The sequence below is a fragment of the Treponema vincentii genome (assembly GCF_010365865.1).
GTDB lineage: Bacteria > Spirochaetota > Spirochaetia > Treponematales > Treponemataceae > Treponema.
In genome coordinates, this window is sequence record NZ_CP048020.1 from 49,175 (window position 1) to 75,069 (window position 25,895).

23 protein-coding genes and 1 tRNA gene are annotated in these 25,895 nt (G+C 43.7%); 21 read left to right on the top strand and 3 right to left on the bottom strand.

All coding sequences use genetic code 11. The annotated features are described in order from the left end of the window. The first annotated feature begins 64 nt into the window (after positions 1–64). The 4 genes from GWP43_RS00205 (at position 65) to GWP43_RS00220 (ending at position 4,409) form a co-directional block, all read left to right on the top strand. The gene (locus GWP43_RS00205) at positions 65–1,228 is read left to right on the top strand and encodes a DUF8084 family protein (protein WP_162661954.1); all 1,164 of its coding nucleotides are present in this window, start codon (positions 65–67) and stop codon (positions 1,226–1,228) included. A 154-nt stretch (positions 1,229–1,382) separates the two neighbouring features. Beyond that, positions 1,383–1,922, top strand: a complete 540-nt coding sequence (locus GWP43_RS00210; RefSeq protein WP_230977751.1) for a hypothetical protein — start codon at positions 1,383–1,385, stop codon at positions 1,920–1,922. Between the two features lie 490 nt (positions 1,923–2,412). Then, entirely contained in the window at positions 2,413–3,744 is a 1,332-nt protein-coding gene (locus tag GWP43_RS00215; RefSeq protein WP_162661956.1) for an AAA family ATPase, read from the top strand. Further along, the gene (locus GWP43_RS00220) at positions 3,741–4,409 is read left to right on the top strand and encodes an RloB family protein (RefSeq protein ID WP_162661957.1); all 669 of its coding nucleotides are present in this window, start codon (positions 3,741–3,743) and stop codon (positions 4,407–4,409) included. Before GWP43_RS00215 ends, GWP43_RS00220 begins: the two co-directional genes overlap by 4 nt. A gap of 29 nt (positions 4,410–4,438) precedes the next feature. On the opposite strand, the gene GWP43_RS00225 is transcribed toward GWP43_RS00220, so the two are convergent. Continuing rightward, a complete protein-coding gene (locus tag GWP43_RS00225) occupies positions 4,439–6,844 on the bottom strand; it encodes a helix-hairpin-helix domain-containing protein (RefSeq protein ID WP_162664691.1) in 2,406 nt (801 codons plus the stop codon). 184 nt (positions 6,845–7,028) lie between these two features. Here GWP43_RS00225 and GWP43_RS00230 point away from each other — a divergent pair, with 184 nt between their 5' ends. The 12 genes from GWP43_RS00230 to selD all read left to right on the top strand — a co-directional run bounded on the left by GWP43_RS00230 (position 7,029) and on the right by selD (position 15,769). Next, the gene (locus GWP43_RS00230) at positions 7,029–7,301 is read left to right on the top strand and encodes a hypothetical protein (protein ID WP_162661958.1); all 273 of its coding nucleotides are present in this window, start codon (positions 7,029–7,031) and stop codon (positions 7,299–7,301) included. Further along, positions 7,298–7,582, top strand: coding sequence for a hypothetical protein (locus GWP43_RS00235; protein ID WP_162661959.1), 285 nt, complete (start codon positions 7,298–7,300; stop codon positions 7,580–7,582). Before GWP43_RS00230 ends, GWP43_RS00235 begins: the two co-directional genes overlap by 4 nt. Before the next feature lie 78 nt (positions 7,583–7,660). Next, positions 7,661–8,329 carry a SanA/YdcF family protein gene (locus GWP43_RS00240; RefSeq protein WP_203232422.1) on the top strand — a complete coding sequence of 223 codons (669 nt, stop codon included), beginning with the start codon at positions 7,661–7,663 and terminating at the stop codon, positions 8,327–8,329. Between the two features lie 63 nt (positions 8,330–8,392). Continuing rightward, positions 8,393–9,391, top strand: a complete 999-nt coding sequence (locus GWP43_RS00245) for a VWA domain-containing protein (protein ID WP_162661961.1) — start codon at positions 8,393–8,395, stop codon at positions 9,389–9,391. Beyond that, positions 9,391–10,353, top strand: a complete 963-nt coding sequence (locus GWP43_RS00250; protein ID WP_162661962.1) for a vWA domain-containing protein — start codon at positions 9,391–9,393, stop codon at positions 10,351–10,353. Before GWP43_RS00245 ends, GWP43_RS00250 begins: the two co-directional genes overlap by 1 nt. A gap of 79 nt (positions 10,354–10,432) precedes the next feature. After that, on the top strand, positions 10,433–11,029 hold the full coding sequence (locus GWP43_RS00255; protein ID WP_230977759.1) for a tetratricopeptide repeat protein: 597 nt from the start codon (positions 10,433–10,435) through the stop codon (positions 11,027–11,029). After that, positions 10,981–12,582, top strand: coding sequence for an SH3 domain-containing protein (locus tag GWP43_RS00260; protein ID WP_162661963.1), 1,602 nt, complete (start codon positions 10,981–10,983; stop codon positions 12,580–12,582). Before GWP43_RS00255 ends, GWP43_RS00260 begins: the two co-directional genes overlap by 49 nt. Positions 12,583–12,662: 80 nt before the next feature. Further along, positions 12,663–12,893 (top strand): hypothetical protein, encoded by a 231-nt coding sequence (locus GWP43_RS00265; protein ID WP_162661964.1) that lies wholly within the window; start codon positions 12,663–12,665, stop codon positions 12,891–12,893. A gap of 160 nt (positions 12,894–13,053) precedes the next feature. Next, positions 13,054–14,103, top strand: a complete 1,050-nt coding sequence (gene yedE, locus GWP43_RS00270; RefSeq protein WP_162661965.1) for a YedE family putative selenium transporter — start codon at positions 13,054–13,056, stop codon at positions 14,101–14,103. Between the two features lie 113 nt (positions 14,104–14,216). After that, entirely contained in the window at positions 14,217–14,426 is a 210-nt protein-coding gene (locus GWP43_RS00275; protein WP_162661966.1) for a sulfurtransferase TusA family protein, read from the top strand. Continuing rightward, a complete protein-coding gene (locus tag GWP43_RS00280; protein ID WP_162661967.1) occupies positions 14,423–14,692 on the top strand; it encodes a putative Se/S carrier protein in 270 nt (89 codons plus the stop codon). The genes GWP43_RS00275 and GWP43_RS00280 overlap by 4 nt, the downstream gene beginning before the upstream one ends. Positions 14,693–14,701: 9 nt before the next feature. After that, positions 14,702–15,769: a selenide, water dikinase SelD gene (gene selD / locus GWP43_RS00285; RefSeq protein WP_162661968.1), complete on the top strand. Its 1,068-nt coding sequence runs from the start codon at positions 14,702–14,704 to the stop codon at positions 15,767–15,769. Between the two features lie 62 nt (positions 15,770–15,831). Here selD and GWP43_RS00290 read toward each other — a convergent pair whose 3' ends face one another. Then, positions 15,832–17,586: a hypothetical protein gene (locus GWP43_RS00290; protein ID WP_162664693.1), complete on the bottom strand. Its 1,755-nt coding sequence runs from the start codon at positions 17,584–17,586 to the stop codon at positions 15,832–15,834. A gap of 97 nt (positions 17,587–17,683) precedes the next feature. Continuing rightward, entirely contained in the window at positions 17,684–19,324 is a 1,641-nt protein-coding gene (locus GWP43_RS00295) for a hypothetical protein (RefSeq protein ID WP_162661969.1), read from the bottom strand. Positions 19,325–19,471: 147 nt separating this feature from the next. On the opposite strand from GWP43_RS00295, the gene GWP43_RS00300 reads away from it, so the two are divergent. The 5 genes from GWP43_RS00300 to GWP43_RS00320 all read left to right on the top strand — a co-directional run bounded on the left by GWP43_RS00300 (position 19,472) and on the right by GWP43_RS00320 (position 25,881). Beyond that, positions 19,472–20,647, top strand: coding sequence for a glycosyltransferase (locus GWP43_RS00300; protein ID WP_162661970.1), 1,176 nt, complete (start codon positions 19,472–19,474; stop codon positions 20,645–20,647). A 334-nt stretch (positions 20,648–20,981) separates the two neighbouring features. Beyond that, the gene (locus GWP43_RS00305; RefSeq protein WP_162661971.1) at positions 20,982–22,637 is read left to right on the top strand and encodes an ABC-F family ATP-binding cassette domain-containing protein; all 1,656 of its coding nucleotides are present in this window, start codon (positions 20,982–20,984) and stop codon (positions 22,635–22,637) included. Between the two features lie 263 nt (positions 22,638–22,900). Next, positions 22,901–22,973, top strand: a tRNA-Lys gene (locus GWP43_RS00310). Positions 22,974–23,086: 113 nt separating this feature from the next. Further along, complete coding sequence (locus tag GWP43_RS00315) at positions 23,087–23,491, top strand: acyl-CoA thioesterase (RefSeq protein WP_162661972.1); 405 nt, start codon at positions 23,087–23,089, stop codon at positions 23,489–23,491. 227 nt (positions 23,492–23,718) lie between these two features. After that, the gene (locus tag GWP43_RS00320) at positions 23,719–25,881 is read left to right on the top strand and encodes a methyl-accepting chemotaxis protein (RefSeq protein ID WP_230977775.1); all 2,163 of its coding nucleotides are present in this window, start codon (positions 23,719–23,721) and stop codon (positions 25,879–25,881) included. The last annotated feature ends 14 nt before the right edge of the window (positions 25,882–25,895 follow it).

Here is a 25,895-nt window from a genome sequence, read left to right on the forward strand (position 1 = left end):
TTATAACGGTACTTATTAGCCTTTCGGCTGTTTTGGTAGTATCTTTAAGGCAAGGATAACGATTATGGCATCAGTAGAAAAGAAACGGTTGTTAAATCTTCCTATTAAGTTGGTTTTAACACAGGAAGGTTCGACCTTCTTTATTAAGCAGAATAAGAAACTGTTGCGATTTACTTTGGCAGGAAATGTTGAAGAGTATGGAATCTCTCTGGATTCTTTTGTCCCCGACAACATTCAGCGGCTTATCCTTGCAAACTATATCTCAAAGATTGAAATCTCGCAGTCGGAATTAGGCTCTTCTCGCCAAGAAATTATGGATTTATCCAAATTGATTGTATTTTCTCTATTATATCGTCAATACGATGTGTTTATATTTAAGCAGATATTGGCTTCACCGGTAATTAAGAAGTGGAATAGACTCAACCCAGCGAACATTATCGATGAGAAGACGCACATTAATCAGAGATATTTAGCAGCAATTTTAAAAAAAAATGAAGATATTATTTACAAAACAAAAAAGGAAATCTTGGCGCCATTGTCTGCCTTTATCAGCAAAGAAGATCTTTCTCCCGCAGATAAAAATATGAAGCTCTTCCTAAGTGAAAAATTCCTTAATAATTTGCGGCCCTTTATATGGTTTATCATTACAAAATTTAAAACCGCCCCGAATTTTGATCTTATCATACGGACAATCCGTACCAGCCTTAATGAATATATCGACAAAACTAAAATAGCCGAATATATCTCACTTGTGTTGATGGAGTTGATTTTAAGTGCCGAAAATATAAATATGCGGAATGAAGCAAAGCAATTATTCCCCAATATAGAAGATCCACAAGATGCACTTTTCGACCCGAAAGTTCGCCAATTGCTTATTGCTGAACTGAAACGGAAGGAAGAAAAAGTCTTTGTCTCATGGAAAATTGGAGGTGGCAGTACTACTTCGATCGGTACACAGGGTAAAATGCAAATTTCAGTGTACAATAAAGCTGATTCTTCCGAAGCAATAAAAGCGAGTATAAACGACATGAAAAAGGCAGACATTAACAAAAATTCGCTTATCGATTTTTACCGTGCGCTGCCCGAAGGGTCTGATATATGCAGTCTTGGCATGTATTACATTTCGTATCTTATAGAACAATGTGAGAGTAGAAATGTTCACTTTGAATCCAGTGCAAGCAAATCTGCTTCCGATTTAACAGTCGTCAACCTATCTTTTATGTTCTAGGCCGATGAAGCACCTGTCCTTTATCTATCTATTATCATTTATTTTAATATATACCTCATGTTCATTTAATACGCCGTCTGCTGTACTTGCAAAAGAGCAACGGATATATAGTTATAATCAACAAGGTGCCTTAACGGAGTGGTTGGCTGTTTTTATGCTGATTGAAGACAACGATGGAAGAAATGATTATAAAGGCTTGATATTACGTGAAAATGCTACCGACCTGGAGTGGGCACTCCATCGGGAAAATACTGTTTTTTTACAGGAAGCAGGATATTCAAAAAATACACAATGGGTAGGTTCAAATAAGTTCAAGTATCCCCGCCGCTTTTTCCCCGCAGGGCAGTATACACTTACAGCCTCAGATTTGGGTGGAAATAAAACGGAAATATCTTTTTCGCTGCAGGAACCCCAAGTGATAACCGCTTTACCCTTTGAGTTTACGTTGGAAAATGAACAATGGATGCTGCACATTACTCATAGCAACGCATGTTCACATTTTTCATTGATTATGCTGAGTGCTGATTTACAGCCACTGACTGTGTATCAATTGCAAAAAAACGATGCCGAGCGACAAAATGGTTCGTTTGAAATGCTTGGGAATAGACCTACAGATGCACGGTATATCCAGTGTTTCGGAGAAAATTCCGACCAATCAATCGGCTTTCTCAGTACACCACTCCCTTTGCCGTAATTACTGATTTTTTACCTAAAAAGGCGAAAAGATGACATTGAAAGGACGTTTTGAAGGTGATGATAAAGAGATAGTGCTGCAGAAAGTTTCCAGCCCCACTGAAGAAGAAATAAAAAAGGCTGTTCATTAAGGTTATCTTTTATATAAAGTATTGACGCTATTGTATTCATACCCTTCAAATGCCTAAAGGGTATGCGTTTTCTAATGAACTAATCCCGATAAAAGAGTCGCTCTTTTATCGGGATTTTTTTGTCTTACTTCTTATTAAAATATGCCGCAAAGTCATGAATGCGCCTAATTTTATAAACTATCTGCAAAATAATGTTATTTCATATACTATAAAAATCTTATGTCTCAATCTGTTATAACATAGCTCATTATATAACAATGCTTTAATGATGTAATATTCGAAAAGATCGATAGCTCTTGCTTAAAAAACGAATATTCTATATATTATTTTGCATAAATACTGCAAAATAGAAGGAATGTAATGCTGCTTGAATTTAAAACGGCAAACTATAAGTCTTTTAAGGAAGAATTAACTTTTTCGCTTATACCTGCCCAAAAGCAAAAAGGTTTGGATTATAGTATTGCTCGGGAAAAAATTAATAAAAAAGTTTATAAAGGATTAAGCTCGGCTGTTATCTATGGTGCAAATGCTGCAGGTAAAACGAACATTATTGGTGCGATGGATACTTTTAAAAGTATTATTATAAGAGGAAATATCCGTAATGATGAAGATGCTAAAGGGGTAAATATTGCGGCTAAATCTTTGGAGCTCATCCCGAATAATACTCTTATAAAAGTTCAACCGGTCAGCTTCAGTATTAAATTTATAGAGGCAAGTATGCTTATTGAGTATGCTTTTTCTCTTGATTTAGGCTTTTTTTTAGATAAAAATTATAAGCGTAAAATTCTGCAAGAAACTCTTAAAATTAATGAGAATTTAGTATTTAAAAGAAGCAACGAATTACAAATTGATAATTTAGATATTATTAAAGATTATCTTACAGAAGCTTTTAAAGCGAATCAACAAGGAGCAATTGCACTTGCACAAGGTAGCTTAAATGATGAAGAATTATTTTTGACAAATGGATTTAAAACAATCTTTAGCGTAAAGCTTTCTGCATTAATTCTAAACTGGCTAAGCAGTAAATTTATTGTTGTCTATCATTCTAATTTGTTGCGTGTAGTGGGTACGCTAACCGATCCACAAAAGAACTCCTTTTATGTAGAAGAAACTATAAATGAGGCAGCTAAATTGTTCGGTATTACTGCAAACGCACTTGGCTATGTAAATGACGAAGAAACTCACAAAGTACAATTATGTTCACTCGTAAAAGATAAACAAGAAACAGCTATTCTACCGGCCGAGATATTTGAATCATACGGTACTATCCGATTTGTTAATATATTCCCGCTCATTATGAAGGTTCTTTTAGAAGGAGGCATATTAATTGCAGATGAATTTGATGCCTCAATTCATCCTATGGCGGTAATGAATATTATTACGATTTTCCATAATGACGAAATAAATAAACACCATGCTCAGCTTGTATTCAATACGCATAATCCTATCTTTTTAAACGCAAATCTATTTCGACGTGACGAAATTAAATTTGTAGAACGAGATCATGACACTCATTGCAGTATGCACTATTCATTATCCGATTTTGGAACGGCTGGGGAAAACGGTGTCCGAAAAAACGAAGACTACATGAAAAATTACTTTATAGACCGCTATGGTGCACTTGATAATATTGATTTTAGTTCATGTATTACTAAGTTTATAAAGAAACAAAATGAGAGAAACCTCAAATGAAAGCAATGACAAAGAAATATTATTTTTCTGTAGAAGGCAAAACGGAAAAATGGTATTTGGATTGGTTACAAAATGCCATTAATACTGCAAATACGGCAACATACAAAGTAGTGTTCGATTCAAAAGTTGAAAAAAATCCTCTGGCACGAGTAAAGGCAATTACCATAATAAGTAAAACCGAAATTGTGCATATATGTGATAAAGAGAGTAACGACGAAGATCATGTAAAGGCATTTCAGACTACATTAGAATCCATGAAAAAAGCTCAAAAACAAGGAAAGCATATTACCTACAAACTTGGGTATAGCAACTTTACCTTTGAACTATGGATGATATTACATAAACAGGATTGCAATACTTGTTTTGATAATCGAAAGCAATACTTGCAGGTTATTAATAAGGCTTATCATAAAAGTTTTAACAGTTTGGATGAATATAAGAGAGAAGATAATTTTAAACAACTTTTGATGCAGCTCGATTTAAGTGATGTGAATAATGCAATCAGTCGGGCTCATACAATTATGCAAAATAACAAGCAAAATGAGTGTGTCTTACAACGTTATGCCGGCTTTACTTTCTATAAAAACAATCCGTCTACTTCGCTTGGAGAATACATAAGTCGAATATTAACGGAATGCGGATATAATCTAAAACGGAGTCGGTAAAAAGAACGAGCTCTTTACCGACTGTTGTCTTACTTCTTATTAAAATATGCCGCAAAGGGATTGTACTTTGTACCGTCATCATCCTTCCGTGGTCGGGCTTCTGCGACACGCCGCTCTGACCGGACTGCCGGCTGCCGCTCTCCGCGGTGACTCAGGTGTTTTTCTCCCTGCACGGCAGGTTTTCCGCTGCTAGTCTTTACCGCAACGGTTTTACCGTCTTTGGTTTTTACGGTAATCTTTTTGACTTCCGCCTTTTGCTTTGCGGTCAGCTTCCCCTGTACCCCGCTTTCGCTTTTCCGGCTGAGTGAGATACGGCGGCGTGCTTCGTCGAGTGCAATAATCCGGCATTCCACAATATCGCCGACCTTTACCGCCTCAAGCGGATCGGAAACAAAGCTGTCGCTCATCTCGGAGATGTGCAGCAGGGCGGTTTCCTTAATACCGAGGTCAACAAAGGCGCCGAAGTCCACAACGTTTTTGATCTTGCCCTTAACGGTCATGCCGAGTTTAAGATCTTCAAACAAGAGAACGCCCTGCTGCATAATCGGCTTGGGGCAGTCCTCACGAGGGTCGCGGTTCGGTTTTTTCAGTTCTTCGATAATGTCGCTGACTGTTTGCTCGCCGAGCTGATATTTTTCCTGTAGCTCCGTGCGTACCTCTTTGGTTACCGGTTCATTTTTACGTACAATCTGATAGATAACCTCCGCTGCAGGATAGTTTTCGGGGTGTACCCACGAGTTATCCAGCGGATTGGCGCTCTCCGGTATCTTTAAAAAACCTGCGCATTGTTCAAAGGCCCTGGGGCCTAAACCGCTGACATTATGAAGCTGCTCCCGGTCGGTAAAGATGCCGGTTTTTTCGCGGTAACTCACAATCTTTTTCGCCAATCCGCTCGTAATACCGGATACGTATTTGAGCAGCGAGGCGCTTGCGGTGTTCAAATTGACGCCGACGTTGTTTACTACCGAACCGACAACCGCATCCAGCTCTTCTGAAAGTTTTTTCTGGTTTAAGTCATGCTGATAGAGTCCGACACCGATAGACTTGGGATCGATTTTAACGAGTTCGGCAAGGGGATCCTGTAAGCGCCGCCCGATGGAGATAGCACCGCGGATGGTCAGATCCAAGTCGGGGAATTCCTCGCGGGCAACATCTCCTGCGGAGTACACGGAGGCTCCGTCCTCATCAACTACCGTAAACAGCACCTCGGGGCAATGTGTTTTAATCACATCGGAGACGATTTCCTGCACCTCGTGAGAGCCTGTCCCGTTGCCCACTGCGATGAGCTGTACCTTATAGTCTTTTACCGCCTTGAGCAGCGCTGCTTTTGCTTCCTCTGCCTTATGCTGATAAATAACAAAAGAGCCGAGGTACTTGCCGGTTTCGTCTAAGGCCGCGCATTTGGTGCCGGTTCTAATACCGGGGTCTACGCCAAGTACGCGGGTTCCCTTAATCGGCTGCGTCATCAAAAGATGTTTTAAGTTTTCGCTAAAAATAGTAATGCCGTGGGTGTCGGCGTCTTCGCCTAAGTTGCTGCGGATTTCGCGCAGTACCGCAGGGCTGAGCAGCCGGACAATGCCGTCTGCAATCGCTTCACTGTGGTATTTGTTGTGCTGTACCGAACGGCTCTGTACCCGTGCAACCGCTTCGTCTACATCAACATTGATTTTTACTTCCAAAACACCTTCACGCTCTCCGCGGTTGATGGCAAGCACCCGGTGCGGTTTAATCTGGTTCAGCGCTTCGGAATACTCCCAGTACATCTGATACACAGAGGTTTTCTGCGCTTCTTCATCCCCGATACCCTTCACTTCAAAAAGACCGGTTGCCATAAAGAAGTCATGTACCGCTTTCCGGTTTTCCGTATCCTGTGCCGTTTCTTCGGCGATAATATCGGAAGCTCCCGCAAGCGCATCCTCTACCGTCGGCACATTGAGTGTTTCGTCTTCACAATCGGTTTTAACAAAGTCCTGCGCCCGTTTTACAAGCTCCGCTTCTTCCAATTCTTTCATTAAATCCGCTAAGCCCTGCAAGCCGCGTTCAACAGCCAGCATACCGCGTGTCTTTTTCTTCTTTTTAAAGGGCGCCCAAATATCTTCAAGCTCTGCCAGCGTTGATGCTTTCATAATGTTATCATAGAGCAGCTCGGTCAGCTTGCCTGCTGCAAATACACCCCGTACAATCTCAAGCCGTCGCGTTTCCAAGTTGACGTAGGATTTAAACAATTTATCGGAATCCCGAACTTGAACCTCATCGAGCGAACCGTGCATTTCTTTACGATACCGTGAAATAAAAGGGATTGTACATCCTTCGTTGACCAATGTGATAACTGCGGAAACCTGCTGCATCCTGATATTCAGCTCTTCCGCAACCTTTTTCATAATGTCGATCTCGTTCACTACAAGACCGTCAATAAACTCTTGCGTTAATTCCATGCGGGCGAGTATACCGAATTTTGGCTTTTTTTTAAAGGGGAGAAATTGTATCCGTGTAACAAGTGGCATTTCCATCGGTTGAGCTAAACGGTTTGCGGTATTACTCATCGTTAAATTTTTACTAATTGACGTTTCTTCGAAGCTGTTTATACTCAATAATAACATCATCCTCTAGGAGAATATCATGAATGAAAATGAGGCCGTGGAAAAACCAAGACAGACATTGCAAGACATTGATATACCGAAATATATTCAAATCGCCAGTGTTATCTTTATCGCTCTTTCTGTTTTTGCTGCAGCTCTTAATCTAGTTATTGATATTTTAACGCAAGGTCATGCAACGTTACAGCAATTAGCATATCTTGAAAAGACCGTATCGAATGTAACACTCGGATTGGTATTCTGGGGTACAGGTCAAGTTTTTGCGAAGTTACTGTGCAAGGAAAAAAACACATGAAATTCCTGTTAAAATATTTTAGATTGTATTTCGAGATTTCTCTTGTCCTTGTGATGTTAGGAGTGATTGTTATAGGGATGTCTGCAGTGGCAGATTTTCATGAGTATACCGCATATCCAATCTTCGAACAACAGCCGTATTTTTTAGTGATTTTGCAAGTTATTGCTCAAACAATGAGCTCACTTAAAACAATGTTTGGCTCATTGACAGCCTGCCTTATCGGTCTTTTTATCGCTGTACACTTCCGTCGACTATATGGGAAGTTACGAGAAATGATATAAAGTCACTGCCGATCATCGCTAAAGCCAACCGAGTTTTTAGAGATGCCCTACCCGCTGATGAGAAGAGGATGCATGAAAATGCCGAAACGTAAAGCACTTTTAAAAACGACACTTATTATATGCAGTGCACTCGTTTTTGTTGCTCTTTGGATCAATTACGATATGGTACGGTTTGCAAAGCCGTATATCAAAAATGCGGATGATGCGAGCCTTATGGAAGCGGATTGCATTTTGGTATTGGGCGCCCGTGTTTTAAAAAACGGGTATCCGAGCCATATCTTAGAAGATAGAATTATAACCGGTATCGATTTGTACCGTGCCGGTATTTCTCCGGCGTTACTGATGAGCGGCGACCATGGTACAAAAGCCTACGATGAAGTAAAGGCGATGAAGCAGTATGCTGTAGCACGAACTGTTCCAGCAGATTGCGTGTTTATGGATCACGCGGGATTTTCCACTTATGATAGCTGCTATCGAGCGCGGGATATTTTTTGTGCAAAAAAGGTTGTGATCGTAACGCAGCGGTATCATTTATATCGAGCTGTGTATATTGCACGCTGTTTGGGGCTTGACGCTTACGGAGTTGCAAGCGATCGGCGGTTTATCTACGGAAAAAACAGCCGCCATCTGCGGGAATTTTTTGCTCGGATAAAAGCAGTCGGCGCAGTATTTATCAAAGTGCGTCCCCGCTATTTAGGCGAACCAATCCCCATACAAACTTCACCGGGGAGCGTGACGGACGGTTAAACGTGGAATTACCTTATAAAACTGCGGCAGGTGTGGTATAATAACCGTGATAAGGATACCCTCGTGCTGAATTTTCAACGACCGCTTTCTTTTTTCCTCTTGCTGTTACTGCCGACTTTTGTACTGCTCCGGCGGACGGGGAGATTGCAAGCGGTATCAATATCACTGCCGCTTGGAAATTGGAACGGGTTTGTTCCTGAAAAAAATCTGCGGGTGTATCTTGCGCACCGTATCTCCCAGTACGTTCTTGCGGCAGCCTTTGTATTCGCCGTCGCTGCGCTTGCGGAACCGGTACGGCAAACTTCCGAAGCGATGTATGCCGGTTCGGGACAAGCGCTGATGTTTGTCATCGATACCAGCCCCTCGATGGCGGCACAGGACATGGGAACACAGACACGGCTTGAGGCGGCGAAGCAGATTATCAAGTCCTTTGCGGAAAAGTACGAAGGCGACTCATTAGGGCTTACCGCGCTGGGAAGTTTCGCCGCCGTACTCATTCCGCCGACAATCGATCGGCACACGTTTCTGACTCGGTTGGATCAACTGCAAGTCGGTGAATTCGGCGACGGAACGGCAATCGGTATGGGGCTTGCCTCTGCCGTGCTGCATCTGACGCAGTATTCTGCGATCCCCTCACATATCATTCTCTTTACCGACGGAGATAACAACACCGGAGAGGTGCATCCCCGCGCTGCCGCGGATATCATCAAACATAAAAAAATCGGGTTTTACATTATTGGGTTGGGAAAGTCGGGATATGCGCCGGTTAAGTATATCGATCCGATTCAAAAAAAAGAAATTTCCGGTACGCTCAACACCGTGTTTAATGAAGCGGAGTTACAAAAAATCGCCGGTTACGGTAACGGCCGCTATTTTTCGGCACAGTCACCCGAATTATTAACGGATATTTTTAATCGATTTATTCAAAAAATACCGGCGACGCCTCCTTCAATGACCATACGTAAATACGCGTACCTTGACGGGCTGTTTTTATTGATTGCAATGAGCTGCGCGGTAGGAGCATGGCTGCTTCGCAGAATCGGAATGCAGGCGGTGTCATAATGATTGAATTTGAAAAACCGTTTTTCCTGTTGTGCATCATCGGTATTCTGCCTGCCTGCGCCGTTACACTGTATCGCATAAAAAAATTAAAAGAAAGCTACGCGGCGGCGGGAGAGATTCACGCCATTATACGGGCACTGCGAATCCGAACGGCGTTTTGGAGCATCGGCTGGCTGTTTCTCAGTATTGCCGCAGCAGTACCGCTCTGGGGCACAAAACAAACCACCGTAGTCAAACACGGAAATGCGGTCATCTTTGCCGTCGATATTTCGCGCAGTATGACCGTCGCCGACATCGCACCGAACCGGCTTGAATTTGCAAAGCGTTATGTTTCCTTTTTGATAGAGCGCTTGCCGGAAACGGCCTGCGGACTCGTTACGATAAAGGGACTGGGTACGCTTGCCGTACCGTTGAGTTTTAATCATCAGAGTGTACTGACCGCAGCGGAAACACTGTCGCCGTTCAATGCAACCTCGGCGGGAAGCAATCTTGAACACGGACTGCGTGTCGCATTGGAGGCATTCCCCGAAAATCGATTGACCGGAAAAACGGTTGTGCTGTGCACCGACGGCGGTGAAACAATCGGTTCGGTGCCGCGTATTCTTCCGCGGTATCGGCAAGAAAATGTTCAACTGATTATCATCGGCTTTGGAACGGAAACAGGTGGTACGCTTTCCATCCTGAATGAAAAACACGAATCGGTCGTGCAAAAAAGTGTGTTGGAGGAATCTATTCTTAAACGCTATGCGGAGCAAACCTTAAACGGAAGTTTTTATATTTCCGCGGCCGACCTCGGTTCGGCACAGAAAGTGTTGCAATCGCTGACGGAAGGCGATGCCGAAAGCGAGAAAATACGATATGTGCAAAAACCGGTACGGCGGACATTTGAGTGTACGGCGATGGCGCTCCTCTTTTTTTGTATCGGTCTTTGTGCGGGAGGTATCCGTGCTAAAAAAATGTAGACATCCGGCTGCCGTCATATCACCCATGTCATCACGTTCAACATTATTATCATCGTTATGTAGATCATCATTTTTGTCGGTGAGTTTTATTTTTTTACTGATGACGATGTTTGTCCTATCGGGCTGTAGCGCAGAACAGCAAACCAAAATTGCACACGTAAAAGGAACACTCGCATGGATGCGGAGCGATTGGAACGATGCCGTGTTGGATTTTTATGAGGCTGAAAGTTTAGCGGCGGAATTATCCGATGACACCATAAAACCGTACACGGATTTTGCGCTTGCCTCTTCATATCTGATGCAGGGAGAGGATGAGGCTGCGTCCGGAAAATTACAAAATGGTTTCGAAACGGCGCCTGAGATTTTACGGGCGCATCGATTTTATCAACAAGGCATTATTGCGTTTCACTCAAAGGATTATGCGGAAGCGGCGGCATTGTTCCGAAAATCATTGGAGCTGTCCGGCAATGACATGGCAGCAAAGATTAATTATGAATTGAGTAAAAAGTTGAGCGACACACAGCGGGAGATGCAGCATCAAGCTCCGCAACAGACGTCCGAAGATCCCGAAGCCGATCTGACGGATTCGATTATCTTAGATATTATTCGCAAAAGAGAGCAAACCGAATGGAAAAAAACACAACGCGAATCGGAACCGGCGATAAACGATTATTAGGACTTTTAGTATGCATGCTAGTCGCGAAGACGGCAACAATCTTTTTTTTCTTTTGTGCAGCCGCAAGTCTCTATGGGCAGCAAAACGATTATGCTGAGCATTTTATTGAACTCAAAATAGACGGTACCGAATTATCAATTGATCGTGAATTTGAAATTGAAGTTATCATCACACGAGAGACTCCTTATTTGCAGAAGAATAATGGCGATACGCCGCGATTTATCCTTGAGCAGAGCGCGGATACGGCAGAGCTGATACAGAGCAGTGCAATTCCCGAACGAGATGGCCTACACCTGCGCTATCGGTATCGGTTTAACAAAACAGGCAGGTTCCGGTTCGAGCCGGAGCTGCAATGGAAACGGCAAACGGTCGAGCTGACACCGCTGGATATAACCGTACACCGGTCGCGGCTCTCGGAACATACGCCGTTTGTGTGGACGCTGTATTCCGCAAGCGGTCTGTCGATTGCGGACGGCACAGCCCTTGAACAAGGCACCGAATACATCCTGTGTTTAACCGCAGCCTTTTATTCGGCAGGATATACCGAGCGCTACCGGCACGCTTTACAAACCGCCTCTGCTCAAATCGAAGCCGCCCGCCTCGACGAGAATGGAAGCGGCGCTGCTGTTCGGGATATTCATAGTGAGCTGCCGTTACCGGCTGAAATAGTCCGTATCGAATGTGCTCCTTCCGAAAGCGCCGCGCTGAAACCGCTGACACTCACAGAACTGCCGTTCGATGCGGCTGTTTTAATAAACTCGGCGGCTTTGTCAAATATTGCCCTGTCTAATACCGGCAGTTCCGGGACCGGCGACGAGCATTACGTGCTTGCAATGTTCAGCTTAATACCTCTGCGGATAGGTGTTCAAAGCCTTCCCCAAGCGCAGATATTTTTTACAGCGGGTGGAAAAGCATTCAGCGCTCCTGCTGCGTACCGCATTGACCGGCAGGAAATTACCGAGGCTGCCGATAAAAGCGGCGCGGACGGCTTCACCGCCGCTGCGTTTCAGGCGCTCCCGCCTGAAACGCAGTACAACGGCAGCACTATGACCGAGCAAGAAAAAAGCGCCGCGGCAAAGCAGATAGCCGACTATCGTAAACAGGAAGCCGCGGCGCTTTTTTCTCCCGCAATCCGCCGTGAACGCAGAAAACTGGAAGCTGTGTTGGAGATTGCGCATCCGCTGCCGCTGTATCCGCGCCTGCTCGGTATTCTCACGGCGGTAATCTCCGGCTTACTGCTGATCGGTGCAGCGGTGTGCGGTTTCCGCAATAAAAAGCGGTTTATGCTGCTTTGTATCATCATCGCATTGTGCAGCGGAAGCCTCACCGCCGTACTGTTTCGGCTCATACTGCGGCCGCAAGGGGTATATACCGGCGGTAATGTCGATCCAGCAGTGCGGCGGATACCGGAAACGAGCAGCAGCAGCGTATATCAATTGTCGGCAGGTGAAAGCGTCATTATCATACGCAAAGCACCGCAATGGTACTACATTAAAACCGCCGACGGAGTTACCGGCTGGGTTTCCCCGCAATCGATTGTGCAGTACAATTAACGCGAGGCAACACATTGTCTTGATTTCTCTCATAAAAAATGATAGAAAGAATGAACTATTGCTTTTTACAGGAGTTTTTTATGAAATGTAGATTTTGTGAGCAAGATGTAAAACCGGTCGGGCATAATTTAGTATCAGCGACCGGCGATATTGTTTGTACTAAGAACCCGACGAAAAAGCATGTTGCCGTGTATGACGGCGTCCACTGTATCCACTGCGGTCGTCAAGTAAGCATTCTCGGTGATAGAATTGTTACCTCAGCCGGAATAAGCTGTCCGGCATCCCCATCAGGGCGACATGTCGTAAGATAGCGGGAAAAAGCTAGACAAAACGTATAGTTTTAACGATGCGGCAACGCAGAGCACCGTATGTTTTCAAAAGAAATCTTGACAGCTCCATGAACACCTTGTATCATACTATATATAATTTTTTTTGTGGTTTTATTTAAAATATTAAAACCGGAGGAATGGTATGAAAAAGCATTTCATGGTAGCATTGACAGGCGCATTTATCGGTATTGCGGCTGTCGTATTGGTTAAATTCGGAAACCCGGGAAATATGGGCTTCTGTATTGCCTGTTTCTTACGCGACATTGCAGGTTCGTTAAAACTGCACAATGCAGCCGTCGTACAGTATATGCGCCCCGAAGTCATCGGACTTATCGTCGGTGCTTTTGCGATTGCGCTCGTAAAAAAAGAGTTTAAGCCGCGCGGCGGTTCAGCGCCTTTTACCCGCTTTGTGTTAGGCTTTTTCGTAATGATCGGTGCGTTGATGTTCTTGGGATGCCCGCTTCGTATGTTTTTACGTTTGGGCGCAGGCGATTTGAATGCGGTGTTCGGTCTTGTAGGGTTCATCATCGGTATTGCTATCGGAGTGGTATTCCTCAACAAAAACTTCTCATTGAGCCGCGCGTATCCCCAATCCGGACAGGAAGGTATGCTTGCCCCCATCGTGATGATCGTATTCTTCATTTTATTGGTTGCATTCCCCGCCGTTCTCGCCTTTAGCGAAAAAGGACCCGGTTCAATGCATGCACCGATTGCACTCGCACTCGGTATCGGTCTTGTCGGCGGTGCATTGGCACAGCGCAGCCGGCTCTGTACCGCAGGCGGTATCCGCGATGCAATTATGCTCAAAGACTTCCACCTTTTAACGGGCAGCATTGCTATTTTAGTTGCCGTGCTGATCGGAACGCTCGTAACCGGACAGTTTAAGCTCGGGCTTGCGGGGCAGGCAGTTGCCCACACCGACGGTTTGTGGAACGCGCTCGGTATGGTGCTGGTTGGCTGGGCAAGTGTTCTGCTCGGCGGTTGCCCCTTACGCCAGCTCATTTTAACCGGCGAGGGTAACACCGACTCGGCTGTAACCGTAACCGGTTTGATTGCAGGCGCCGCTTTCGCTCACAACTTTGGGCTTGCTTCTTCCGGTAAAGGGCCGACCAGTGCCGGCATGATCGCCGTTGTTATCGGATTAGTCGTAACAGCCTGTGTCAGCGTATACTACGCAGCAAAAAATAAATAATGTTTTCGCGGCATCTCTAATTATCGACCTCTTAGGGATGCCTCTTTTTTTAACATACAAAAGAGAGCTTCTAAATAATTCAATTTTTAGAGGCGCTCGAAGGAGATAGAGAAATGGCAGATTATACGGTAGATGCACGGGGGCTTTCCTGCCCCGAACCGGTGGTACGGACAAAAAAAGCATTCGATGCGCATCAGAATTTTACGGTGCTTGTCGATAATGAAACCTCAAAAGAAAATGTTATCCGCTTTTGCGATAAGATGAAGGCAAAGACCTCCGTCTCAGCCGACGGCAGCGACTGGAAAATCACCGTTTCAAAATGATTGACGGCTACGTAATAACGTTTCACACTCATTACGAAGCGCTCGTTTGTATGCGCAGTCTCGAAAAAAGCGAGGCTGTGCAAAACGGCGTGATTACCGTCAAGCTTATTCCCGTGCCGCGCGAACTCAGCTCCGCCTGCGGTACGGCGGTTAAAGTTATGATAAAAGACGGCGCTGTGTTCGGCGTAGAGAACTTTGCAAACATTGAACGCGATGAAGTGTTCAGCTTTGACTCCGCCGGAACATATACCGCAGCGGATAACTAAGAGGCAAACATGAGCTGTGCAGTCTCGGATAAAAATTTCAGTTTAATTAAATCTTCGTCCTATTCGGGATGAGGAGCAAAATTAAGTGCGGGTGCACTGGACGGATTATTAAAAAGCTTTCCTATTTGCTCCGATCCCCGGCTTTTGGTCGGCTTTGATACATCGGATGATGCGGCTGTTTATAAGATCAATGACGAGACGGCGTTAATTTTTACCGCCGATTTCTTTCCGGCCATTACGGATGATCCGTATATGTTCGGGCAAATTGCAGCCGCTAATGCGCTCAGCGATATTTACGCAATGGGCGGCGTTCCGAAACTGGCACTCAATCTTTTTTGTATTTCGGAAAAAATGCCCGAACCCATTATCAAAGAGATACTGCGAGGCGGCGCCGACAAAGCGTTTGAGGCGGGAGCAATTATCTGTGGCGGGCACACCATTTACGACAGCATTCCGAAATACGGTTTAGCGGTAACGGGTTTTGTGCATCCCAATAAAATACTGCGAAATTCAGCGTGTAAAGCGGGTGATGTACTGATTTTAACCAAGCCCATCGGCTCCGGTATTTTAACAACGGCAGCTAAGGCTGATATGCTCGGCGCAGATGAGCTTAAAGGCGTGTATGACGTTATGGCCTTTTTAAACGCCGCCGCCTGCAATGTGATGACCAAATATGAGGTTCACGCCTGTACGGATATCACCGGCTTCGGACTGTTGGGGCACTTGTATGAAATGGGAAAGGGAAGCGGCCTTAGTATTGAGCTTACCTGTAAATCGCTGCCGATTTTTGACGCTGCCGTTGAATATGCCGAAATGGGTTTTGTTCCCGCCGGAGCGTATTCAAACAGGAGCTTTGTCGGCGATAATGCTGCGTTGGATGGAGTGCCTCGCGCCTATCAAGATATCCTGTTTGATCCACAGACGTCAGGCGGTCTTGTTATTGCGGTAGCGCAAAAAGACGCGCAGCAGTTATATGCAGAACTCTGCATCGTCCTTGAAAATACCGTCTGCAGAAAGCCGGCAATTATCGGCACGGTTGTAGAACGTACCGATAAGGTTGTCCGAGTAAACTATTAACTTAAACCGCACAGATAGTGCGATTTAAGTTAAGTTCAAAAGCCCGACGATAAAAGCTTTTCCTAATATGCAAACTCTGCGCTTAACCGAATATAGTGGTTGAACTGCTTGCCGATAGCTTTGGCACGCCAGTCTGCAAGCTGTCTGGCGGCTTCTTTTCGAATCGCAACTTCTCCTGTATTGCCATCATCATCAGTAATGTTACTAAGTTTTTGGCCATACCAAGTGGGTTTAGTTGCCTTATAGATATTTTGCCCTACACCCGGGTTGATATTTGCCTCAAACACATAGCCGAATTTAAACAGCATATACCCGCCTGATTTTAAAATCGGTAAATGGCAGCTGATATCCAATGCAAGCTGGTTAACATATTGGATGGTCTGTTGTCGCATAAAAGGATTTGCATAAAGATATGCGTGGGTTATTGGTCCTGAGTCATTTGTTATAGTTGCATGGTTACGTGTTGAACCATCAGTTATATAGTCTTTTGAAATATAATTTTTTAGTATTTCAGGATCGGTAATACTTTCATTTACATTTGCATGGCGGACAAAAGTATTCGACACATTAATATCTAACCCATAGAGCGGCCTGAACTTTAGTTTCAGTAGAATCCTATCCGAATTAGGTTCCAAATTACTACCGAGAGGAACTCCATTGTGGGTATAATTCTGATAGTTCGGTACGCCTATAGAAGAGCCATCAAAATGCGTATATGTATAGGGAAATACAAATGTATAATTCAAATCGACAAAAGAAAACCAGTGCGTCTTAGGCATGGTATAGCTTACTCCGAATTGCCCCGACATACGCCATTTTGCATCTTTTTTGAACTTAACAATTTCGTTAAATCCGAGGTCATCAGCATAGAGGGCTCCGTCTAATCGTAAACCCTTGACCGGTTTAATCGTAAAAGTTCCACCTATGAGGCTATTATCAGGAAAGGCATACAACCCTTGGCTGATAAAAAATGCAGAGAAAGGAAGTAAGTAAATAGGCTCAAACCGTTTCCCATAGATGATTGTATCTACAATCCCAAATGAAAGCCATGACAACGGGCGTATATTCAATGAATGGATGGCTAAAAACTTTCCTGGCTGATGGTTAGCACCGTTGTCACCTGTTGCAGTTAATGTCAGCAATGCTTGATTATATGTCCATTTTTCTTTATTGACAACAAAGGTAAATTGCCCTTGATGCATTGCTTGAGATCCGACAAAGAGGCTGTTATCGTAAAATGGTCCATGATTGGTACGTGCAATACCGGCAGTAACATAATACTGAGGAGTACCAAAAGCAACCCCTGTGTTAAATACCGGCAGTACCAGAAATTTGCCGGCAAAGACTCCGTCATCGGCAAGGTCATATTTTGAATATTGAAAGAGCGGTGTTAACGCCTGGGAAAAAAACTTATTAGTCAGAAAAACACTCACCCTTCCGGAAATCGTAAAAAGTCTATGCAATGAATAATTAATATCCATAAAGGGAGCCAAATTTAATTCATACTGCTTTTGGGGAGCTTTTACCGCTATTTCAGCCAACCCCCCAAAATGAAAGACTCTTCCAAAAAAGCGGTTATAATACTCTTCAGCCCGCCGCCGCTGACCGGCATCGCCTGTATCAATAACAATTTGCAAAATACGTTGTATCTCTTGCAGAGGATATGGCCGAATATTGGGAGCATCATTAATTAAACCGCTCCCCTCCCATATCGACAAATCCTCGTAAAAGGGATCAAATACATTGACTGCAGCCTGGGCGCCTATATTCATATATAGTGCAGCAAACAAAAGCCCAACGCACAAAATCTTTTTCATCATAACCTCGTTTTTTCATAATGATTTCTATAGTATTTCACGAAATTACCAAAAACAGGCAATATACTCAAGCAGGAACATCCTATATGAGCAGACTTTACCGGATCGTATATTTAACCGAAGAATAAATATCCACCGCGTGTCCCTTCTTTCTCCCGGATACAATCGTCCAGTTCAGCCCCGCATTCAGTTCAAGCTGTTTTATCACCCGGTATGAGCCTTCCAACGAAATCGTATGAAAATATGCAGGGTTCCCATACGGGGTCTTTGCCTGTGCTATCGCTTCATAGTGATCGGCATCAGGGTAATAGATACCCGGCTTCCCGGGTTTTTCTTTACTGGGATCAAAAAAATTATCTTCGTTTTCCCCCTTCACCAAAAAACGGTAGCCAAGCTTTGCACGGTATTTTTGGGGTTCCGTTAGCGTAACTTGTAAAAAAGCTCCTATTGTATCCGGTCCATAAGGATTTGCAACCCATTGCCGGATATACGAGTTCGTCATTCCCTTGCCTGCAACAGTATCCTTCCGGCGATGGTAGAGGCTGATATGCTTATTTTCCATTATATACATCCACGGGTTGGCGTATAAAAACTCACCTGTTACGGAAAGATGTCCAAAACTGAACGGATGGATATACTCAATACCGGCTAACCCGCCGAGGCTGTTAGGAATATTCCGGGCTTTAGGGTAGTTTTTCAGTTCAAATGATGTTTGAAATTGATTTTGACCGTATTGACCATATAACCGCAAACCTCGTATCGGAACTATATCAATACCGACACCGAATTGGCAACCAAGACTTGATTTTCCGGATTCTTCAGAAGCATTTCCATTAAAAGTCTTCTCTCGCCAGCCGAAAAAATTATGAAAAATCATCATTGGATTTAAATATTTAGGGTCAAACGGAGCATTAAGTACGATCCCTTCGTAAAGGCGGAGTGTAATCCAATCAATTGGACGAAACGAAGCTTCGTGAGAAAATACAAATCGAGTAGGCTCTAATTCCAATACATTCAGTGCTAATCGTACCTTCTTATAGAAAAATGAGGCGGTTATGTAATCCATTCGATCTACGGTATCCGCAAGCAGCATACTACCTGCTAGCGACCTGCCGATATTTAAAGCTCCGCGCCCAATGCTAAAGTTAAAGAAGTGATTACCAAGACTGAGTCCCGCCTGAGTAGGGAAGGCAGCTTCAAAGGCATTGCCTTCCAACGGCAAATTGGTATACGGATAGGACAATACCGCAGCCCAGTAATTTTTCTTTAAGCTGAGGTTAGCAAAAAAATCAACATACCGGGTAAACATCACATGCATTGGGATAGAAACAATAGCAGGAGTTCTATTATACCGTAAAAAACTATCAAGCCGAGGTTCATTTTCTCGGTTATGTACATATTGCCCTTGCAGTGCAAAAATGCCGTTCACATCAAATGTAAAATATTTACGAGTAAACAAAAACGAATGCCCTGAAAAATATCCTTGCATCATACGGTATAGCGGTTCACTCGCCTGCGGTATAGCAGCATTTTCAAAAGTAGAAAAATATTCGGCAAGCTCACCCTTAGAAAGCGGTTGACGGTCTGCAAGCGTTGTCTGCCGCGATTCAACCGAAAGAATATGCATTGCATCATAAATCCAATGGTCATTTTCCACAAATAACGCATATGGGGTATCCGCAAAAGCAAACGTGAACATTTCTAAAGATAGTAATAGAATGACAATAGAACGCTTCATTTTTTAATCCTAAGAGATAATTGGTAAATAATAATAGATAAAACAAAGAAAGATGTCCACTGAGTATATCAACAGAATTTGGTTTATGGCTTGCCTTTACCGACTGACCGTGCTAGGATAAAAGCTGTCTTATAAAGGGCTGCTTATATGCGAATTGCTATTATCACCGAGTGTTATCTTCCGGAAATTAACGGCGCCGTATATCATATCGAAGCGCTGAGGAAAGGTTTAATTGAATTAGGGCATGAGGTTCTTATCGTTAAGCCCGATGCAAATACAAAGCATCATCATATTACCGACGGTATTTTATACAGTCCTGCCGTAAAATTGCCCCATCTTTACAATTACTCTGTCTCTTACCCGCATAGTAGAACCAGATTAAAACTGCTAAAAGAATGGAATCCCGATATTATCCATATTCACCATGAATTCAGCCAAGGCCTATTCGCCTTGTATGCAGGGCGTAAACTCAATATACCGATCGTATACACGTGTCATAGTATGTATTACGATTATATTCACTATTTCGGTGCATTGCAGAATCTTAAAGCGGTAAAAGATTTTATTGATCACGGTATTTTACGATATACCAATGCTGCCAAAGCGGTTATCTGTGCGTCGACAAAACTGGAAGATTTTTTAAAACAGTGCAAGGTGACAACGCCGATCTATAAAATTCCCAATGCATGCATTACGTCCGATTTTGCAGAAGAAACGCTTAATCGAGATGTTGTTCGTAATCTCAAAATACAATACAACATCAAACCTGAAGATTTTGTTGCTTGTTTTTGCGGTAGACTTGCAGCGGAAAAAAATCTTTCCCTTACGTTAGAGTATTGGAAAGATTTTGCAGCCGGTATGCCGAATGCAAAATTATTTATAATCGGGGACGGTCCCGCTAAAGCTGAGCTTGAGAAGCAGGCCAAGGATTATGGCATTGGAAATTCGGTAATTTTTACCGGAGCCGTATTGCATGAGAATATCAAATACTATTATCACTTATGCGATGCATATATTATGACCTCGCTTTCAGAAAATCATTCGGTTTCTGCTTTGGAAGCAATTGCCTGCGGCATGCCTGTCGTCCATCTATACGATAAAGAAAATGAAGATCAATATATTGAAGGAGTGACGGGTTTCGCATTTAAAGATTCGGCCGCGTTTAATAAAATCCTACACAATCTGTATGAAAAAAAGCAAAGCGCTAAAAATAGCAAAGCCCTCAAAGAAGAAATAAGCACAGCCGCGTTGCAAGACAATTATCAAACGATGACGCAGAAAATTGTAGAGGTTTACCAACAGGTACTTGCAGACCCCCCATAATCCGTAACAGCCCTTCTGTGCGAAATTTTATCTAAAATTTCGCACATTTTTCCCACAAATGGATAAACGCATCAGGTAGACTAGATAAAAACTGCGGAAAAACTGAGACTGTGAGACCATTTGAACCATCTTCAACTGTTGTACATCCGTGTACAACAGTTGAAGGCGAGTTTTGTGTACGCACAAAACATCGCTGCTGTATGGAACTACTGCCATCCTTGGCAGTTCTGGCCGAATAGTCTCAGTTTTTCCGTGGGGATGTTAAAAAACGACCTGATGCGTTTATTCATCCATCCCGTTCACTCTTTTTTCCTTTTAAGCTATACTGTCCTGTATGATTACAGTAAGCGATGTTAGTTTAAAATTTTCGGAAAAACCTCTTTTTAAAGATGTCAATTTAAAATTTACTCCCGGGAACTGCTACGGCATTATCGGAGCGAACGGAGCGGGAAAGTCAACCTTTCTCAAGTTGCTTTCAGGCGAATTAGAGCACGATAGCGGTGAAATCAGTATTACGCCGGGCGAGTGGATGGCGGTACTGCGGCAGGATCACTTTGCTTTTGATGAATATTCCGTCAAAGACACAGTATACATGGGCTACCCGCAGCTCTACAAAATTATGAAAGAGCGGGAAAACATTTACGAAAAAGAAGATTTCAGCGAAGAGGACGGTATCCGCGCCTCGGAGCTTGAGGGTGAGTTTGCCGATATGGGCGGCTGGGAGGCGGAAAATCAGGTAGAGCAGATGCTCTCCGGGCTCGGTTTGGAAGAGGCAAACCACGAGCGCATGATGAGCGAGCTGGACGAAAGTCAGAAGGTTCGTGTGCTGCTGGCGCAGGCGCTGTTCGGCAATCCTGATATTCTTTTGTTGGACGAACCGACGAACGGTCTCGACCTTGAATCCATCAGCTGGCTGGAGGAGTTTCTCATTGAATTCCCGAATACGGTGATCGTGGTATCGCATGACCGACACTTTCTGAACACCGTGTGTACGCATATTTGCGATATCGACTTTGGAAAAATCCGTATGTACAGCGGTAACTATGACTTCTGGTATCAGATGAGTCAGATTATGCAGCGGCAAGCGCGTGATCAGCAGAAAAAGCGCGAAGAAAAGATGAAAGACCTGCGCGAATTTATCCTGCGCTTTGCTTCGAATGCGGCAAAAAGCCGACAGGCAACCAGTCGCAAAAAAGTGTACGACAAACTTGCTCTGGAAGAACTGGAAGTTACCACCCGGAAATTCCCGTATGTCCACTTTAAACCGGATAGAGAAATCGGCAATAACGTTGTCCGCGTAGAAAAGCTCAACTATACTTCTAAGGAAGAAGGTTCGGGCAACGGTATTACGCTGCTCAAAGATTTCAGCTTGACCGTGAACCGAACGGATAAAATCGCCTTTGTCGGGCAGGAGCATAACTCAAAATCGGCATTCTTCGATATTATCGCCGGTATTAAAACCGCCGATTCGGGGGATGTGTATTGGGGACAGACCGTTACGAATGCCTATCTCAGCAAAGATAATTCCAGCTACTTTGAAACCGATTTGAACATTACCGATTGGCTGCGGCAGTTTTCCACCGAGCAGGACGAAGCATACGTACGCGGCTTTTTGGGACGCATGCTTTTTACCGGCGATGAATCGCTCAAACCCGTTAAGGTGCTTTCCGGAGGAGAAAAGGTACGCTGTATGCTCAGTAAGCTGATGCTTTCCGGCGCCAATGTGCTCATTATGGATGAGCCGACTAATCACCTCGACTTGGAAGCGATTACGAGTTTGAACGAGGCGCTCATCGCCTTTCCGGGTGTGGTACTGTTCAACTCGCATGACCACGAATTTATATCGTCCATTGCAAACCGCATTGTGGAAATTACCCCCGGCGGTGTTATCGACCGGATGATGCCTTTTGACGACTATATTCGCGATGAGCACGTCCACGAACTCCGCAATGAATATTACGGCGGTGCTGCAAAGAAGATATTGATTTAATACATATACCTTTCCATAAGCCTTTTGAAATATACTGTTAAACAGCGTACATCCGTGTACCTCTCTACCGATGTACGTCCATATACATCGGTAGAGGACAAGTTTTGTTCCAAAACTTATTTCTGACTTATTCCCCGCCCATCCTTGGGCGTTCTGACGACGAGATTTGTGCATAGCAACGAAGTAGATGCACCGTCTATTTCAAAAGAGCACTTGACATAGCACTCAATATCATATATACTCGTCCTGTTATTTCAAGATATGGGCTATTAGCTCAGTAGGTAGAGCAACGCCCTTTTAAGGCGTGGGTCGATGGTTCGAATCCATCATAGCTCAAAAGACTGCAAGGGTGCTTGCAGTCTTTTTTTTTACGTAATTGATTTCGATGCAGGGGTGCCTTCTAAAAGTCAAAGTTTTTCGAGGGCATTTTAACTAAGAGGAGGAAGATAATGACACATCCGATAGAAGTAGAGGTTAGAAGCTATGAACTGGATGCATATAATCACGTAAATAACGCCATATATTTAAACTATTTGGAATATGCCCGTATGGAATACCTACGCCGTATCGGTTTTGATTATGTCGGGTTAATCGAAGAAGGCTATATGCTCTATGTAACTCATATCGATATACACTATAAATATTCCGCGCGACTCTACGATAAACTTCGTATTGACGTTACGCCCATCAAACTCGGCAAACTCTCGGGAACTTTCCGGCAGGTAATCACAAATCCGGAGGGCATTGTCTGTGCTGAAGCTGAGGTTTCGTGGGGCTGTGTAGATAAAACCGGTAAACCGGCAAAACTACCCGACAAATATTTAGTCGAAGGCCTTGTCCCAGAGAAAAAGTAGTTTACACGCTTTTTATTTTATAGAATTCTCTATTTTATTTAGAGCTTTTCTTTAGATTTAATTTTCTTTACCACCACTACTTATTTCTTGCTGGACACCTACCGGCAAAAGGGCTATACTTTTCTTGTATGCACAACATACACACGGCTCCGCTTATTATTACCTTCTAAAAGGCGGACAAGATAGGCGGAGGTGATCTTTTGTCATAAAAGGAGAGTTTTGACAAAATGAATGAAAAAAGTACCATCCACACCCATCAAGAACAAGTAGATAAGGCGTATGTCACCACCGAAAAGGTAAGAAATCGTTTTTCTTTAAGAAAAAAACTTATTCTCATCTTTGGTATTTTAATCGCAGCTGCGGGAATAATCGAAATTGTTTTCGCTGTTGTCATTGCACGAAAGGCAGTAACAGAAAAAATTGAAGCCCACCTTATCGACAAAGCAAATGATACCGCTGAAATTATTAACGGGAGAGTAACGTCGTTATTACAGTTTATCGAAGGGATTTCCCGTATGCCAATTCTTCGAGGTGTAAATTCTTCATCTGCCGCAAAATTAAGCTTTCTCGCAAAAGAAGTAGCCTTTAACGAAAAAATAGTAGAATTAAATATGACGGATGCGCAAGGACAATGTTTACTTGCCGATGGAAGTATATTATCCGTCATTAACAGAGATTGGTTTCGTGCCGCCATTGCAGGGAAGTCTTTTTTTTCGGAACCGTATATCTCGCGTGCAAACGGTCAATTGATCAATACCCTTTCCGTGCCTGTATATGATGATGACAAAACTATCGTAGGAGTGTTGTCTGCCGATATCTCAGGTTTTACTTTGTCCGAAGCCATTGCCGATATCGTCGTAGGAGAATCCGGTAACTGTTATATTATGGGCTCGTCAGGAATTATCATCGCAGATAGGGATACCGATTTAGTGCAAAAACAAGATAATATCATCGAACAAGCAAAAACAAACGCCTCGCTCGCATCAACTGCTGCCTTTTTACAGCATGTCCTTGATAGCAGCGAAGGCGAAGTCTGTTACTATGACTATCAAGGGGTTGATTATATCGCATCATTTGCAACAGTCAAAGCTACTCGTTGGTCGATTATCATACGCGCTCCCGTCAACGAATTTATGGGAACCGTCAACACGCTCCGTACCGCGATGATTGGTATTGGTATTAGCGTACTGATCGGTGCACTGATCGTGGTCTATTTTGTTGCCCGTACAATGGTAAAACCGGTTCAGACTGCTGTTAATGCCTTAAAAAATATTGCGCAAGGGGAAGGAGATTTAACAGTTCGGCTACCGGCGATCGGTAATGATGAGGTAACGGATTTGTCCGAATACTTTAACAAAACGATCGATAAGATTGGTACATCGATACGAACGGTTGGGAGCAATAGCCATACCATGGAAGAAATCGGCGATGAACTTGCCTCCAATATGACCGAAACGGCAAGCGCAGTAAACCAAATTAGCGCAAATATTGACGGTGTTAAACAGCAGGCCTTAACTCAAGCCGCCAGCGTTACCGAAACCGCAGCAACTGTTGAAGAAATCGTACGGACGATTAAACAGCTTAATACCAGTATTGAAAATCAAGCGGGCAGTGTTGCACGATCCTCCGCTTCAGTAGAACAAATGGTAGCAAATATCGCTTCCATCAGCCAGACGCTCAGCAAAACCGATGGCGCCATCGGAAATTTGACAACAGCAACCGGAGACGGCAAAGCCACTCTTGTTACCTCGAATACCGTGACGCAAAAAATTGCAGAAGAGTCCGGTTCGTTAATGGAGGCTTCCAGCGTTATTCAGCATATCGCATCACAAACAAACCTACTTGCAATGAATGCTGCAATAGAAGCTGCTCATGCAGGTGAAGCAGGCAAAGGATTCGCCGTCGTTGCGGATGAGATACGTAAACTTGCAGAAGAGTCCTCGATGCAAGGGAAAACTATTACCGCTACACTAAAAAACTTGACCGGAGAAATAGAGATGCTTTCAAGCTCGTCAAAAACCGTAGAGGAAAAATTCAATACGATTTTTAACTTTGCCGAGCAGGTAAAAGAGATGAGTAATACGGTTACCGAAGCAATGCGGGAACAGGAAAACGGCAGTAGAGAAGTATTAACCGCTATGAAAGATATCAATACGGTAACGGCGGAAGTACAGGCCGGCTCAGAAGAAATGCTGAAAGGTGGTGAAAGTGTTGCAGACGAAATGCAGAAGCTTGATGAACTTACTCGTGTTATTACCGATAGCATGAGCGAAATGGCATCCGGTGCGGTGCAGATTAATAACGCTATACAAGAAGTGAATGAGCTTACGCAGAAAAACAAGCATAGCATTGAGAATCTTGCAAAAGAAGTCTCAAAATTTAAGGTGTAATATGTAAAACATAA

Bases quoted from the DNA above. Each gene is read 5' to 3' on its own strand.
- GWP43_RS00205 (WP_162661954.1), top strand. From the start codon at position 65: ATGGCATCAGTAGAAAAGAAACGGTTGTTAAATCTTCCTATTAAGTTG.
- GWP43_RS00210 (WP_230977751.1), top strand. From the start codon at position 1,383: ATGCTGATTGAAGACAACGATGGAAGAAATGATTATAAAGGCTTGATA.
- GWP43_RS00215 (WP_162661956.1), top strand. From the start codon at position 2,413: ATGCTGCTTGAATTTAAAACGGCAAACTATAAGTCTTTTAAGGAAGAA.
- GWP43_RS00220 (WP_162661957.1), top strand. From the start codon at position 3,741: ATGAAAGCAATGACAAAGAAATATTATTTTTCTGTAGAAGGCAAAACG.
- GWP43_RS00225 (WP_162664691.1), bottom strand. From the start codon at position 6,844: ATGGAATTAACGCAAGAGTTTATTGACGGTCTTGTAGTGAACGAGATC.
- GWP43_RS00230 (WP_162661958.1), top strand. From the start codon at position 7,029: ATGAATGAAAATGAGGCCGTGGAAAAACCAAGACAGACATTGCAAGAC.
- GWP43_RS00235 (WP_162661959.1), top strand. From the start codon at position 7,298: ATGAAATTCCTGTTAAAATATTTTAGATTGTATTTCGAGATTTCTCTT.
- GWP43_RS00240 (WP_203232422.1), top strand. From the start codon at position 7,661: ATGCCGAAACGTAAAGCACTTTTAAAAACGACACTTATTATATGCAGT.
- GWP43_RS00250 (WP_162661962.1), top strand. From the start codon at position 9,391: ATGATTGAATTTGAAAAACCGTTTTTCCTGTTGTGCATCATCGGTATT.
- GWP43_RS00260 (WP_162661963.1), top strand. From the start codon at position 10,981: ATGGAAAAAAACACAACGCGAATCGGAACCGGCGATAAACGATTATTA.
- GWP43_RS00265 (WP_162661964.1), top strand. From the start codon at position 12,663: ATGAAATGTAGATTTTGTGAGCAAGATGTAAAACCGGTCGGGCATAAT.
- yedE (WP_162661965.1), top strand. From the start codon at position 13,054: ATGAAAAAGCATTTCATGGTAGCATTGACAGGCGCATTTATCGGTATT.
- GWP43_RS00275 (WP_162661966.1), top strand. From the start codon at position 14,217: ATGGCAGATTATACGGTAGATGCACGGGGGCTTTCCTGCCCCGAACCG.
- GWP43_RS00280 (WP_162661967.1), top strand. From the start codon at position 14,423: ATGATTGACGGCTACGTAATAACGTTTCACACTCATTACGAAGCGCTC.
- GWP43_RS00290 (WP_162664693.1), bottom strand. From the start codon at position 17,586: ATGAAAAAGATTTTGTGCGTTGGGCTTTTGTTTGCTGCACTATATATG.
- GWP43_RS00295 (WP_162661969.1), bottom strand. From the start codon at position 19,324: ATGAAGCGTTCTATTGTCATTCTATTACTATCTTTAGAAATGTTCACG.
- GWP43_RS00300 (WP_162661970.1), top strand. From the start codon at position 19,472: ATGCGAATTGCTATTATCACCGAGTGTTATCTTCCGGAAATTAACGGC.
- GWP43_RS00305 (WP_162661971.1), top strand. From the start codon at position 20,982: ATGATTACAGTAAGCGATGTTAGTTTAAAATTTTCGGAAAAACCTCTT.
- GWP43_RS00315 (WP_162661972.1), top strand. From the start codon at position 23,087: ATGACACATCCGATAGAAGTAGAGGTTAGAAGCTATGAACTGGATGCA.
- GWP43_RS00320 (WP_230977775.1), top strand. From the start codon at position 23,719: ATGAATGAAAAAAGTACCATCCACACCCATCAAGAACAAGTAGATAAG.